We start from the raw sequence: 13,897 nt of genomic DNA on the forward strand, positions 1-13,897 counted from the left end.
TCTTTAGTTGAGCAGCCTAATGTAGTGTACAGAACATAGGCTAGCAACTCACATGCTCCATTCTTTTGCTCTAGAGGCTTCTCCTCAGCCCGATCTGCGCCAGCTTCTAGAAGACCTTTACCGAGGAAGAAGTTTGCACCCCTACTGTAGCGGTCAGGCAATACCCATGCTGCCTCATGAGATTTGGGTTGTTTGCCGGGGTGTGGTACAGCTTGGAACACTCTATGACACAGGCGACGAAGCTTTGATCGGTTTAGCCTGTCCCTCAATGCCATTTGGATTGTCACTCGCTCTAATTCGCCCCTATCATGCAGTTGCGCTGTGTGATGTTGACCTGATGCGCTTGACGCTGAATGAGGTTGAGCAATCGCCCATGCTAGCTCAGGGAATTTTTCGTCACGTCACTCGACGGCTGCGCCAAACAGAAGCGATTTTGGCAATGGTAGGCTATCGTCGCGTTGAAGATCGGTTACGTCATCTATTGCTACTGTTGAAGCAAGAGGTGGGTCAGCCTATAGCAGGAGGAACTCGACTGACAGTCAGGCTAACGCATCAGCAGCTTGCAAATACAATTGGGACTACTCGCGTCACAGTCACTCGTCTATTAAGTCAGTTAAGGGAAGAAGGCTGGTTGATCATTGACAAGCATCGACACATTGTCCTTTTGCCTCATGCAAAGGTATAGCAATTGGTCATGGGTCAGTGATTTAGGGATTAGGTAACGGACGAGAAAATCAGATAACAGTCAAACAACAGTCAAATAAGAACAACAGAAGCAGGGAACACTAGACTGACAGCACACTTCTAGCAACTCTATCTTACGAACGAGCAAGCTCGCTGGATGCTGAAGTGTTTGAGGCTTCAGCGGGGGGCTCAGATGGAATCGGCTTTAAGATGACTGCCTCGTAGGGAACCACACCTGATGATTCGCTTTGGATGCAGCGAGCAGCCTGCATCGATAAGTCAAGCGATCGCCCCTCGATATAAGGGCCACGGTCGTTAATTCGCACGACGACCGACTTGCCGTTTCTCAAGTTTGTCACTTTAACAAAGGTGTCAAAGGGTAGAGTGCGATGGGCAGCCGTCAAATCATGTTGATTAAACACTTCGCCCGTTGCAGTAATTCGACCATGAAAATAAGGTCCATACCAGGATGCAAGTCCCCCGAAGGTTTGCTCCGTCTCGACTAGCCCCATCAGGTAATCGCGGGTTTCTGTCACTGAGAGCGTTTCTCCTCCTAATGCCGTGCGGAGGTTGTTGACCCAGGAGATTGCCAGTTGTTTGCTGTCGTGGTTGATGTCGTCTGCCAGTTGATCATTCACCACAAACAGTACTTCCCCTTCTGCCTTAGCTCCGGGTTGACTGTCTATAACCGCAGGACGCACCGCAGATGGAGACAAGTCACGGTCTTGCAAAGCTTGTCTGATCTGATTCGCAATTTGACTGGCGTGGGTCTGACTGGGAACTTCTGCAACCAGATGCCCTTTCACCCGAATCTGAAATACAGTCTCGCTGTTGGGTTGATTGGATGCTGCACTGGATTGAGACGCGTCGCACTGACTCGCCGATTGAGCCGCTGCACTAGCAGTATTAGCAGAACTGTAGCGGCCAGCCCGCATCACTGTAACTGAAGGAATACCAGCCCACAGATTTTGGCGCACGACCTGGGGCAAGTTGGGCAAGTTGTTTAACACTTGCAGGATTTTGCGGGAAGAATCACTCTCTGCGCGATCTGACTTGGTGCTATCCTGCATGGCAATGCGGGAAGCCCCTCGCGAGCCTTGAGCAATCACCCAATTTGAGGTATGGCTTGGGGCAGCCATTGCGATCGCCGATTGACTATCTCCGCCAGGACGAACCAGAGAGTAGCCTGCTACATTCCACCACGAAGAATGCGAGCCTGGACGAGGCGAATTTAAGCGTAAAGATTCTATCCCCCCATTCAAATTTGTCTTCAAATTTAGCAAGGCTGACCAGGGACGGGCAGCATCAGGAGCTGAAACAGTTCGATTAGGGGTTTGATTAATTGAAGGATATGAGATGGAGTTACTTACCACAGCAAAGGCTTTGTCAGAAAGCACCCTGAATAACTCGTCCGGAGCTTTAAAAAAGCTATGGGGCGAGAAAAAACTGCCGATGTAAGAAGCAATCCAAAGAAATCCAAGAAAGTTCATGAATCAAGAATGTTACGGTAGATTGCGTTAAATTGGCACAGTATTCGATTATACGGTTTTAGAGACAAGACAAATCCTCCCCAGGAAGAATTGACGATCCCCGTCGATTTTTCCCAAAGGCAACTAATTACTCTCAGTTTGAAGATAATTTTGGCTAAATCTGCTGATTTGCTCACTCAGGAAAGCTGGGACTCAAGTTTGAAGCAGCGCTTGCAAACGCACCTGCATCAACTGGTTCGCGATCGCCACCCCTACCTAGCAAGTGCGGGGCATTTTTTTGTGAAGCAATACATTCGTCAGCAGTTGGCTCAGTGGGGAGAGGTAGAAATTTACGAGTTTGAGTTTCAGCAAAAATGTCACCAAAACTTAATTTTGAATCTGCCGGGTCAATCGGTTAGACAAAGGGCTCCGATTCTGATTGGCGCACATTTTGACGCGGTTCCTGGCTCTCCTGGTGCAGATGATAATGCAACTGGGGTAGCAGTTTTGCTAGAGTTAGCGCGATTGTTTGCGGCTAAGCCAACCCCCTGCCCGATTCGCTTAGTTGCGTTTGACCTGGAAGAAATAGGGCTTGCTGGCAGCGATCGCTATGCTGCACATCTGCACCAGCAAAACCAACCCTTACGTCTGATGCTGTCGTTGGAAATGTTGGGCTATTGCGATCGCACCCCCAACTCCCAACGCTACCCTGCCGGACTTGCACGATTTTATCCAAATCAGGGCGATTTTATTGGGCTAATTGGCAATCTCAAAACGATCCCTGATTTGATTCGGCTGAGCCGTAGCATTCGTCAGGTCGGCGTACCGTGTGAATGGCTCCCTGCCGGAAATCGAGGCATGATGGTGCCCGATACGCGTCGCAGCGACCATGCCCCCTTTTGGGATCGGGGCTACCGAGCACTCATGGTCACTGACACCGCAAACTTGCGAAATCCGCACTATCACAAAGAGAGCGATCGCCTCGAAACCCTTGACCTCGATTTTCTTACAGGGGTTTGCCAAGGACTCAACTATGGACTTCGCCAACTGTAAGGTCGCAAGCAAAAATTTCAACAAAGAAAGACAATCTGATCAAAACAGATATCCCCAGATAGGCAACCTATATTGATTAATTTGAGGGCTAAGTCATACCCTCTCGATTCACCTGCCAAAAACAGTCAGGTTTCAATCCATCCACAATTCTATGGAGTTGGTATGTCCTACGTTAATGGCACGATGATGCAATTCTTCCATTGGTACATTCCCCCGGATGGAAGCTTATGGAATGAACTCAAACACAATGCAGCAGATCTAGCCAAAGCAGGTTTCACCGCTCTCTGGTTGCCTCCTTCTTATAAAGGAAGTGGGGGTGGCTATGACGTTGGCTATAGCGTTTACGATATGTTTGACCTGGGCGAGTTCGACCAAAAAGGTTCGGTTGGCACCAAGTATGGCACCCGTGACGAATACCTCGCCGCAATCAAAGCAGCCCAAGCCGCAGGTATTGAAATTTACGCTGACGGTGTATTCAACCACAAGAACGGTGGCGATGAAATCGAAGAAGTTACAGCTATCCCGGTTGCCTTTGACAATCGCAACTGTGAAGTAAGTGGCTCCCAGCAAATTAAAGTTTGGACACATTTCAAATTTTCGGGACGGAGCGACAAATATTCCAGCCTCAAGTGGCACTGGTGGCACTTTGACTCGGTAAACCACAACGCAGATCGCCCCGGTGACAGCACAATTTACCGATTTAAAGACAAACAGTTTGAAACTGGGGTAGACCCTCGACTGGGTAACTACGACTTTCTAATGGCTTGCGACCTGGATATGGGAGTCGATGAAGTACGAGGTGAACTTAAGTATTGGGGTGAGTGGTTCCTTGACACGACCGGAGTGGATGGGTTTCGCCTTGATGCCGTAAAGCACGTTCGCGCCTGGTTCTTTAATGAATGGCTCGACCACGTCCGGCAGCACACGGGACGCAATCTCTTTGCAGTAGGTGAATATTGGGCAGACGATGCAGAAGCGCTACATTGGTTTCTTAAAGAAACTGGTGGGCGGATGTCGCTGTTTGACGTGCCGCTACACTACAACTTCAGCCAAGCCAGTAAGTGTGGCGGCAGCTATGACATGCGGCAAATTTTGGATGGCACGCTAGTCCAGCAACAGCCTGCCCTGGCAGTCACTTTTGTAGAAAATCACGATTCTCAACCGCTCCAGGCACTCGAATCGGTGGTTGAAAGTTGGTTTAAGCCGCTTGCCTACGCAATCATTCTTTTGCGATGTGAAGGATACCCGTGTGTATTTTACGCCGATTACTATGGTGCACATTACACCGATAGGGGTTACGAGATCTGGCTAGACAAGCACGGCTGGCTGATCGACAAATTTCTCTATGCGCGCAAGCACTTTGCCTATGGTGACCAGTACACCTATTTTGACCACCCTGATGTAATCGGCTGGACTCGTCTAGGCGACGAGGAGCATCCCAAAGCAATGGCTGTGTTGATGAGTGATGCTGCAGGCGGTAGCAAATGGATGGAAGTCGGCAAGCCCAATACCACCTTTTATGACTTGACCGAACACGTTGACAAACTGATTCAAACCAATGAGCATGGCTGGGCAGAATTTTGCTGCAACGGCGGGTCTGTTTCGGTTTGGGTAGAGAAGTGAGGGTGTTTGGGGTTTAGAGCTTCTAAACCCCAAACTTCAAGTTTCTAAAAATGTAACCAATTTAACTCCTGCCCTGCTGAGATGTCACATTAGGAGAGTGAGCGTTTAAGCGCTGAACCAATTCCGATTTAGCGCCATCTTAGTGAGGAGAATGATTATGAAGTCTGCATTTATGCCGCTGTTATCGCTACGCAAAGTTCGCTACGTTTTGCCTGTGGCGATCGCCACCACTCTACTCAGCTTACCGATGGTTTCGCCTGCTTTAGCTCAGGAACAGCTAACCAGAACAGTCACGGTAACGGGACGTGGTATTGAAAACATTCCAACTACGATTAGTCAGGTACGTTTGGGCGTTGAGGTTCAGGGCAGAACGGCTGAGGAGGTGCAGCAGGAGGCGGCACAACGCACAAATGCAGTTGTGGAATTGCTGCGATCGCGCAATGTCGATAAACTCACCACCACCGGGATTTACCTCAGCCCTCAATACAACTTTGAAAATGGCACGCAAGAGTTAGTTGGCTATACGGCTTCTAATACTGTGAGCTTTGAAATTTCGACTGAGCAAGCGGGAGACATTTTAGATGCCTCAGTCAATGCGGGTGCGACTCGGATTGATGGCATTAGCTTTACGGCTGAGGAGGAGGCAATCGCCACTGCCCAAAATCAGGCTTTGCGAGAGGCAACCCAGGAAGCTCAAGAACAGGCGGATGTAGTGCTTGGTGCACTGGGACTAACCCGTGATGAAGTAGTGAATATTCAAGTGAATGGTGCAGTGCCCCCCATGCCTCCGATTCCATATGGCAGAGCAGCAAGTGAAGCAGTAGCTTTATCTGATGCACCAACCCCTGTTGTCGGTGGCGAACAGCAGGTCGAAGCCTCTGTAACGCTTCAGATTAGCTACTAGGAGAATCAGGGGCTAGGGCTAGGGGTTGAGGGCTAACTCTCTAGCCCTCAACTCCAATTAGAAGGCAATAAACTTCTCAGAGCGTACCTGGTTTGGGTTTGCTCCCATAGAGAGAATAAATTCGTAGATTTCGGAAACGCGATCGCCCACTCCGCAGATGTCAATTTCAAACTGAGAGAGGTCTAGGTCTTGAGCAACTAGTGCTGATTCTGGGCTGCAGTGAATTGCTTCTACGTAGTGGAACGGTCGCCATGTTTGTTGGAGCGATCGCCAGTAATCGTGATACGGCAAACAATCTGCTGTCTCCGGGTTTGCCAAGACTAACCACACAGGTTGGCTGTAGCCACAGTCTCGCAGCCAGTCAATTTGGCTCTTCAATGGGGCAATTCCTGACCCTTCAGCAACGTAGAGACGAGGACGTTTTGGCAGTTGATTGAGCGTCATTAACCCGTAAGGCCCTCGCACTGGAATTGTTGCCCCAATTTCTAGATCTTGTATGTAAGCAGAACTCCAACCTACCCGAGATACACATAGCTCGACTTTGGGGCAGCGCTCTGGAGAGGAGGCGATCGAGTAGATTTTGCTAAACTTGCGTCCGTCTCGTTCAAACTTGGGCCAAACAGATTGCCCAGGCAAGAACCTAAACTCTGGATTGCTCAGATGTACCCAAATAGATTTGATCGTCGGGGTAATGTAGCTAGAATCCAATACCGTAGCGAGACAGTCCATCGGTGCCGATGGACGTAAACATTCCAAACTTTGCATTCACTTAACCCGTGCATCGCGGGTTGGACACAGAACAAATGCTTCAGATAGGCATCCTGACTTAAAAGGAGCGATTAGACCAATTTGAGCTAATCCCTTTTTCACAGTTGCGGCACAGTGCCGGATTTTCACCGAACTTTCCCCAAGTTGAACGTGAGGTTCAACTCTGGTTGGGCTGATCCCCCAACCAATCTAGAAGCCACTGGGGCATTCTAGCCCAAGTCGTTACCCCAATGAAGTAGAGCGATGAATCTTTACCTGTAGCTGCCTATACCGGTTCTTGCTTGAGTGGATACAAAGCACGGGATACAGCAGGGGCGTGGTGCACCACTGCTGTATCCCGTGTAATTGAGAATTGCTATAGATGAAGGACGCAACGAAGCTCAATCTCCTTCGATATCTAGACAGCAGGTTGCTTAAGAAATTCAGATTTCAAGATGGACTCAAGACACCTGGATTAGAATCAGTCCAGTTACAGCAAACGAAACGTGTCTTAGATTTTCAACATGAGCAACTCAGAAGCGTGGTACATCGTTAAGCAAAGCAGTGGACAGTGCGAAATTTTGCCGCACCCACCAGCAGAAAAAGATTTAATAGGAGCCGAAAAGTGGGGGCCGTTTGCCTCAGAAACAGAGGCGATCGCCCGTCGAGTCGGCTTAATTCGCGCGGGTAAGTGCCAGCCCGCTTAGATAGTGCTGCTGGTTAGAGCTAGAAGATTATGACCAACGGATTACTGCGACTGCGGAACCGTCTCTGCCCTCTGGTTTTGCCTTTCGGCAGTGATGCGTTCGTTCAGCACTTGCAATGCCCTAGCATACTGAGGATCGGCTGTGGTGCCAATCTGGGTGCGATCGTCTAGAAGCTGCTCCTGCTGCTCTTCGGTTAGCTCAATCTCCACATCGGGTGCGATGCCGGAGTGGTTGATGTCTCGACCGCTAGGAGTTAAATATTTTGCAACCGTGACCGCAATTCCTGAACCATCGCCCAGTCCTCGCACAGACTGCACTAACCCTTTACCAAAGGTTTGAGTTCCGACTAGTACGGCGCGATCGTTATCTTGCAGCGCACCTGACAAAATTTCGCTGGCGCTAGCTGATCCGCCATCTACTAGCACCACTAGAGGCTTATCGGTCAATGCCTGACCATTTGCACTCTCTTGATCAGATATGCCTTGGCGATCGACTGTCGAGACAATTACCCCGCCATCTAACCACATCCGGGCAATATCAATGCTGGAATAGAGCAATCCACCTGGGTTGGAACGCAAGTCTAGAATGTACCCCGTCACATTTTGTGACTCCAGGTCTTGAATCGCTGCCTGCATTTCCTCAGCCGCATTAGCGCTAAACTGCGTCAGACGAATATAGCCAACTCCGCCGGTTGAGCCTTCTTGATAGCTGTAGCGAACTGGATGTAGCTCAATCTGCGCCCGCTGCAGCGGAAACTCAAGCTGCTCTTCACCTCGACGAATAGTTAGTGTAACCTCCGAGCCAGCCGGTCCGCGAATGAGATTAACAGCCTGGTTGACATCCATTCCTTCAGTGCTTTGACCATCGATCTGGACGATGACGTCTTGCGCCAAGATACCCGCTTCAAAGGCAGGCGTATCTTCGATGGGGGAAACGACGATTAGCTCGTCCGTTTCTTCGTCTTGAGCAAGCTGAATTCCAACTCCTGTCAGCTCTCCAGACGTATCGATCTGCATGTTCCGGAACTCTTCCGGGTCCATGAAGCGAGTGTAGGGGTCTTCAAGCTGCTCCAGCATGTCTCGAATGGCATCGTATGCTTCTTCGCGGGTGCCATAAGAACGCTCCAGATAGTCCTGGCGAACAGCCCTCCAATCGACTTGATTGAAGGTAGCATCAACGTAGTTGCGATCAATTAATTGCCAGACTTCATCAATCAGCTCTTTGGGACTCTCCTGCAGGAAGGCTTGCCCACCCGACATGTGTACACCTGCGCCAGTAACGACCACAGCAGTAACTGCTACTGCTGTTGCACCGAGGACAAGCCCACGCTTTGTGATCACCATAGTCTGAAATTGAGGAGAGACTGCAATTGGAGTACGCTCAATCTAACACAGGCAAGGCTGGACGGCAGGTGCGATGTGCCAACAATCAACAAATCTGGGGATGATCTGAACTAATTTAAAGACTCAGTTAAGGTTCGACCCAACGCCCATCTGCCTTGATTAAGCCAATCAACTCCTCGACCCCTCGATCCTCCGGAACCTTCTTGATCTCTTCGCGCCCACGATAGAGCGAGATGTAGCCTGGTTGCTTGCCGACATAACCATAGTCAGCGTCCGCCATCTCGCCAGGACCATTGACGATACAGCCCATTACTGCGATGTCTAGACCTGTCAAGTGTTTGGTCGCTTCACGAACTTGATGTAGCACTTCTTCCAGGTTAAACAAGGTGCGGCCACAAGAAGGGCAGGCGACATATTCCACCATTGTTTTCCGTAGTCCCAAAGCTTGCAAGATGCTGTAGCAAACTGGGATTTCTTTTTCTGGAGCTTCTGTTAGAGAAACGCGAATCGTGTCGCCAATGCCGTCTGCCAGCAAAGTTGCAATTCCTGCCGTGGATTTAATTCGCCCATATTCGCCGTCTCCAGCCTCAGTCACGCCCAGGTGTAGAGGGTAGTCCATATTCGCCTCATTCATTCGCTTGACCATGAGACGATAGGCTGCGACCATCACGGGCACTCGTGACGCTTTGAGGGAAATGACCAGATTACGGAAGTCTAATGATTCACAGATGCGAATGAATTCCAGAGCAGACTGCACCATGCCTTCGGGTGTGTCGCCATAGGTAAACAGCATTCGTTCTGCTAGGGAACCGTGGTTGACTCCGATTCGCATTGCCTTTCCCTGATCTCGTAGGGAAATGACTAAGGGTTCCAGGGTTTCGCGAATTTTTTCGCCAATTTCGTCAAATTCGGTTTGGCTGTATTCAGTGCGATCGCCCGATGGCTTTTCAAATACATAAAGCCCTGGATTGATTCGCACTTTATCGACATGTTTAGCCACTTCCAGCGCGATTTTCATGCCGTTATGGTGAACATCGGCAACCAATGGCACAGGCTGGTAGGTTTGAATCAGCTTCTGTCTAATTTCTCCGACTGCTTTAGCGTGAGCCAGACTGGGCACCGTTACCCGCACAATTTCACACCCTAGCTCATGCAGCCGGCGAATCGCTGCAACAGATCCATCTACATCCAGTGTGTCCTCGTTGATCATCGACTGCACGACGACAGGATGATTCCCTCCAATGGTGACGCTACCCACTGCGACAGGACGAGTTTTGCGGCGATGAATCGTGGTATCGAAAGCGGCTGAAGTGCTGGAAGCACCGGGAACAACTGAATTTTGCAGAGTCTGCATATACGATTGGGCTAATTGTGGTGGTTAAGACTATCGAAATAACAAGCCTCTGCTTTCCAGATTGCCACAGATGGTGTGCGTTTGGCTCTTACTCTTTTCTGGGTAAAAGATTGGTCTACAAAGGGATTGATTAAGGTAATTTTACTGCTGTAGCAATTCAAAAGTGGGGTGTGAAAGGTGCATCTCGACGGTGGACGCCTTTCCCAATCTACTTTTGCTCTATCTTAAATTGCGATAAGTCGATTGAGATGAGCTAACATAATCGCAAGCAAAATTAAAAACAATTCTTGAGGTAATGGTATGGGTGTGAGGTTCAAGAGTTTACTTGGTACGTTAGCACTAGTTGCCTCCTTTACGGCGATCGCTGACGTGGCTAGTGCCCAAGAAGTCAGAGGTGATGTACAGACACTTCCAGAGGCTTTCGAGCGGGCTTTCTTCCGCAACGATCGCAGCTACTACGAAAATCGATCGCTGTTTCGGCAAGCCAACTACATTTTGGGACAGGGTTCAATTATTCAAAATGGTTTCCCCGAAAACGAAATTACTAGAGACGCTAATTTGGTTAACCGGATTTATGACGAGGCACTAGCCATTCAGAGCACGAGCGATCCATTAATTCGCACGGCTGACCTGCCTACCCCTTACACCACATCGCTGCAACTTCTTCCAGTTCAGGCTCCACAAACGACACCATCCACGTCATTCTCACCGCCTCCTGTGCAGAGTGCTCCCTTTAGCACACCCGTTGCTGTACCTGCTGCTCCTGGACCTGTTCCAGCACTCTGGTAGTTAAGGCATTCCTGAATTTGAGTTTGAAATAGAGCGTTGGACAAAGCTTCCACGCTCTATTTTTTATGGCAACACTGTCGTGCATCCAGTCAAGAGCAGGACAACTGGGAAAAGGGTACGCCAGAATTGAGAAGCGAATTCAACTGGAATATGCTGCTCGAAATCGCTGCGACTTTACTGTTGGGAACCTGGCTCTTCTGGTTGGGAATGCGCTTGGGAAAAGTGCTGCTTCGGCAGGGCGTTACTGCTAACGACCTGTTCAAAGGAAAAGCTCTCCTCTCTTTTATATTTCTTGGTGTCTATGTTGGACTGTTGGTGCTAGCGCTGAATCTCCCTCAGTGGCAGCTTTTGCCCCTGGACTGGCGAGTACATGGAATGCGAATTAGCTGGACTGCGATGCGGATACTGCTGCTGGGGTTTTGCGGTACAGCTTTTGTTGTCAGTTGGCAAACCGCAAAAACGCAAGTTTTGGCAGTGATTTTGATTGGTTTGCTGGGTGTCGGTGGGTTTAGCGGAGTAGAAGCTTATGTATTGGCTCCAATTCACGCCTCTTTAGGAAATAACCTGCAAGCCAACGGAGTGTACAAGCAAACGTCTGCTAGCAGTTGCGCCCCGGCTGCCCTGGCAACGGTGCTGCGTCTATGGGGAATTGATGCTACTGAATCAAGCGTTGCCCGTCTAGCGGGAACTAGTCGTCTGGGAACCTCGATGCCACAGTTGATCATGGCAGCTCGTGCTCTGAACATGGATGGACTGGAGCTAAGTCCAACTTGGGAGCAAATGCAGCAGATTAACCGACCCGGAATTTTGGGAGTTTGGCTATTTGATGGAATGCGTAAAGCCCCTCATGCGGTAGCGCTTCTGGCTCTGGATACTGATACGGCCACGATCGCTGACCCTGCTAGAGGCAGAATTTATCACTTGAACCGAACTCAGTTCAATCAGGTTTGGCGGCAGCAATATGTGCCAATTTTTTCGCCAACTGAAACCCTTTTAACTCCTGAACAAGCGGCTGAGCAGCTTGCTCGATTGGGCTATTTCAGTCAGGTGTCAGGTGAGCTGAGTCAGGCTATTCGCAGTTTTCAGACCGCAGTGGGAGTGAAAGTGACGGGGGAGCTAGATCCTGAAACTGTCTTGTTAATCAGCGGTTCTAGTCTGAGTAGCGTACCAACTCTCACCAAACCCTCTTTAGAAATCGTCCAAATCGTCTCTTGAGTATCGGCTTGATGGGACGGGAGAACGCCAGAGGGGAAGGACGATTGCCACTCCAACCATGCCCAGGGCTACGCAAGAGGCGAGCACCAACCCCAAGGGAATCTCGACCGATTGCACAAACAGAAATTGGATGGTGACAGGTCTGGCATTTTGAACTGAGATCAGGGCGATCGCACACACCCAACCTGCAACAATCAGTGAGGTCAAAAAATTCGCCATGAACTGAAGGGGGAGAGAAGTACGTGTTTACAAGGCTTCATCTCAAAGTTTTGAGCAAGCTCTCCGTGGTTTTAGGGATGAAATCAGCCTCAAAGTGATCGCGATCGCCTACCCTAAGGGTAATTTAAGTCTAAATACCTCATCAGGGCGATCGAACTTCACTTACATCCCATCGTAGAGTAAAGCCTATGAACCCGACCTACTCCATCCATCGCAGTATCCGCGTTTTGAGTATTACTGCCATCCTAGTCAGTATTTCTGCCCTAGCACCATTCTCTAGAGCGCTAGCGCAGCCAGATGCAGGAGAGTTGTTTGAGAATGGCGTGGAGGATGTCAACGACGGCGACTATGAAGAGGCAATTGAAGAATTTAATCAGGCGATTCAGCTTGACCCTGGATATGCCGCAGCCTATGTCTATCGCGGTTTTGCCCGTGAAGCTTTAGGCGACCAGGAAGGCGCATTTGCAGACTATAATCAGGCGGTTCAGCTTGACCCAGCCTATGCAAATGCCTATTTCAACCGGGGCAGAATTTTTTATAGCCAGGGAGAAGAACAGCAGGCACTAGCTGACTTTGACCAGGCGATTCAAAATGATCGGCGCTATGCTGCGGCTTACCTCTACCGAGGCATTATTCAAGCCGATGCAGAAGACTATCAAGGCGCACTGCAAGACTACGAACGAGCGATCGAGCTACGTCCCGACTATGCTGAGGCTTATGTGAGACGTGGCTCAGTTCATCTGGCTCAAGACCAGGTACGAGCAGCGATCGACGACTTTGACCGAGCGATCGCAATTAACCCCAGCTATGCAGAAGCCTATCTTAATCGCGGCAGTGCTTACTACCGCATTGGCAATCAACAGACGGCGATCGCTGATTTTGACCGGGCGATTGCCCTTGATGATACTTCCGCCACGGCTTACTACAATCGCGGCATTGCCCTTTCTAATGCGAACGACCCGGAAGGCGCACTGGCAGACTTTGACCGAGCCGCTCAGCTTGACCCAGAATATACGCAGGCTTACTTTAGTCGAGGTGTAATGCGGGCGGCGTTGGGAGAATCTCAGGCAGCGCTAGAAGATTTCAACAGAGTTTTATTGGTTGACGCTGACTATGCTCCTGCTTACAAGGAGCGCGGCGACTTGCGGTCAGAACTGGGTGATGCTGAAGGGGCGATCGCAGACTATACAGAGGCGTTGGCGATTCAGCCCGATTATGCCGAAGCTTACAGCGGTCGGGCTAATGCTCGGGTAGCATTGGGCGATGATGGGGGCGCAACTCAGGATTACAGTCGAGTGATTTCACTCAACCCTACCAGTGCCCAAGCTTTTGAGAACCGAGCAGAAATCCGCTCAAATCAGGGAGATATGCAGGGTGCAGTGGAAGACTACACCCAGGCAATTCGCTCAAATCCTCAAGATGCTGATTCTTATTACAGTCGAGGACAGCTTAAGCTGAGACAGGGCGATCGCCAGGGAGCGCTCTATGACTTCCAGCAAGCCGCTGACCTCTATCTAGAACAGGGTCGTGCAGAAGGCTATCGTAGCGTTCTTAGTGAACTTAACCGACTGCAATAGAGGCGATCGGTTGCCTAAAATGCGACAAAGCGCACTCTGTAGTACAGGGTGCGCTTTTGGTAGAGTCAATTCTTCTGGGGAACCAGACAAAAGCTTTTTAACGTGAGTTCGGGATAAGGAGGGGCGAAATAGATAGAGTTGAAAGTACCTAATTTTTAACTCATCTAACCGCCCCATGCTTAGTCTAGAATCCCTGTTCTGTCATGTCGATGA

The 13,897-nt window shown here is 49.8% G+C and carries 13 protein-coding genes and 1 riboswitch; of the genes, 8 read left to right on the forward strand and 5 right to left on the reverse strand.

What is annotated here, in order from left to right; translation table 11 throughout:
* Nucleotides 1–52: 52 nt before the first annotated feature.
* The gene (locus tag H6F88_RS13160; RefSeq protein ID WP_190643202.1) at nt 53–685 is read left to right on the forward strand and encodes a Crp/Fnr family transcriptional regulator; all 633 of its coding nucleotides are present in this window, start codon (nt 53–55) and stop codon (nt 683–685) included.
* A 133-nt stretch (nt 686–818) separates the two neighbouring features.
* Here H6F88_RS13160 and H6F88_RS13165 read toward each other — a convergent pair whose 3' ends face one another.
* Nucleotides 819–2,174, reverse strand: a complete 1,356-nt coding sequence (locus H6F88_RS13165) for a septal ring lytic transglycosylase RlpA family protein (RefSeq protein ID WP_242050530.1) — start codon at nt 2,172–2,174, stop codon at nt 819–821.
* Between the two features lie 150 nt (nt 2,175–2,324).
* On the opposite strand from H6F88_RS13165, the gene H6F88_RS13170 reads away from it, so the two are divergent.
* From H6F88_RS13170 to H6F88_RS13180, 3 genes are all read left to right on the forward strand, one after another.
* A complete protein-coding gene (locus H6F88_RS13170) occupies nt 2,325–3,206 on the forward strand; it encodes a M28 family peptidase (RefSeq protein WP_242050531.1) in 882 nt (293 codons plus the stop codon).
* A gap of 162 nt (nt 3,207–3,368) precedes the next feature.
* A complete protein-coding gene (locus H6F88_RS13175) occupies nt 3,369–4,829 on the forward strand; it encodes an alpha-amylase (protein WP_190643203.1) in 1,461 nt (486 codons plus the stop codon).
* Between the two features lie 247 nt (nt 4,830–5,076).
* Nucleotides 5,077–5,733 (forward strand): SIMPL domain-containing protein, encoded by a 657-nt coding sequence (locus tag H6F88_RS13180; RefSeq protein WP_347277697.1) that lies wholly within the window; start codon nt 5,077–5,079, stop codon nt 5,731–5,733.
* Nucleotides 5,734–5,790: 57 nt separating this feature from the next.
* Here H6F88_RS13180 and H6F88_RS13185 read toward each other — a convergent pair whose 3' ends face one another.
* Complete coding sequence (locus H6F88_RS13185; protein WP_190643204.1) at nt 5,791–6,498, reverse strand: FAD-dependent oxidoreductase; 708 nt, start codon at nt 6,496–6,498, stop codon at nt 5,791–5,793.
* Nucleotides 6,499–6,526: 28 nt separating this feature from the next.
* Nucleotides 6,527–6,683: riboswitch (cobalamin riboswitch) on the reverse strand.
* Between the two features lie 321 nt (nt 6,684–7,004).
* On the opposite strand from H6F88_RS13185, the gene H6F88_RS13190 reads away from it, so the two are divergent.
* Nucleotides 7,005–7,187 (forward strand): transposase, encoded by a 183-nt coding sequence (locus tag H6F88_RS13190; RefSeq protein ID WP_190643205.1) that lies wholly within the window; start codon nt 7,005–7,007, stop codon nt 7,185–7,187.
* 41 nt (nt 7,188–7,228) lie between these two features.
* On the opposite strand, the gene ctpC is transcribed toward H6F88_RS13190, so the two are convergent.
* Together ctpC and ispG are read right to left on the reverse strand one after the other, a co-directional pair.
* Nucleotides 7,229–8,530: a carboxyl-terminal processing protease CtpC gene (ctpC, locus tag H6F88_RS13195; protein WP_190643206.1), complete on the reverse strand. Its 1,302-nt coding sequence runs from the start codon at nt 8,528–8,530 to the stop codon at nt 7,229–7,231.
* Nucleotides 8,531–8,657: 127 nt separating this feature from the next.
* Nucleotides 8,658–9,884: a (E)-4-hydroxy-3-methylbut-2-enyl-diphosphate synthase gene (gene ispG, locus H6F88_RS13200; RefSeq protein WP_190643207.1), complete on the reverse strand. Its 1,227-nt coding sequence runs from the start codon at nt 9,882–9,884 to the stop codon at nt 8,658–8,660.
* 300 nt (nt 9,885–10,184) lie between these two features.
* Here ispG and H6F88_RS13205 point away from each other — a divergent pair, with 300 nt between their 5' ends.
* Both H6F88_RS13205 and H6F88_RS13210 read left to right on the forward strand, forming a co-directional pair.
* On the forward strand, nt 10,185–10,673 hold the full coding sequence (locus H6F88_RS13205) for a hypothetical protein (RefSeq protein WP_190643208.1): 489 nt from the start codon (nt 10,185–10,187) through the stop codon (nt 10,671–10,673).
* Nucleotides 10,674–10,709: 36 nt separating this feature from the next.
* On the forward strand, nt 10,710–11,888 hold the full coding sequence (locus tag H6F88_RS13210; protein WP_199333588.1) for a cysteine peptidase family C39 domain-containing protein: 1,179 nt from the start codon (nt 10,710–10,712) through the stop codon (nt 11,886–11,888).
* On the opposite strand, the gene H6F88_RS13215 is transcribed toward H6F88_RS13210, so the two are convergent.
* Entirely contained in the window at nt 11,862–12,107 is a 246-nt protein-coding gene (locus H6F88_RS13215; protein ID WP_190643209.1) for a LapA family protein, read from the reverse strand. The genes H6F88_RS13210 and H6F88_RS13215 overlap by 27 nt on opposite strands.
* 188 nt (nt 12,108–12,295) lie before the next feature.
* On the opposite strand from H6F88_RS13215, the gene H6F88_RS13220 reads away from it, so the two are divergent.
* Complete coding sequence (locus H6F88_RS13220; RefSeq protein WP_190643210.1) at nt 12,296–13,684, forward strand: tetratricopeptide repeat protein; 1,389 nt, start codon at nt 12,296–12,298, stop codon at nt 13,682–13,684.
* Nucleotides 13,685–13,897: the final 213 nt, after the last annotated feature.

The organism is Oculatella sp. FACHB-28 (assembly GCF_014696015.1).
Classification (GTDB): domain Bacteria; phylum Cyanobacteriota; class Cyanobacteriia; order Elainellales; family Elainellaceae; genus JAAUTN01.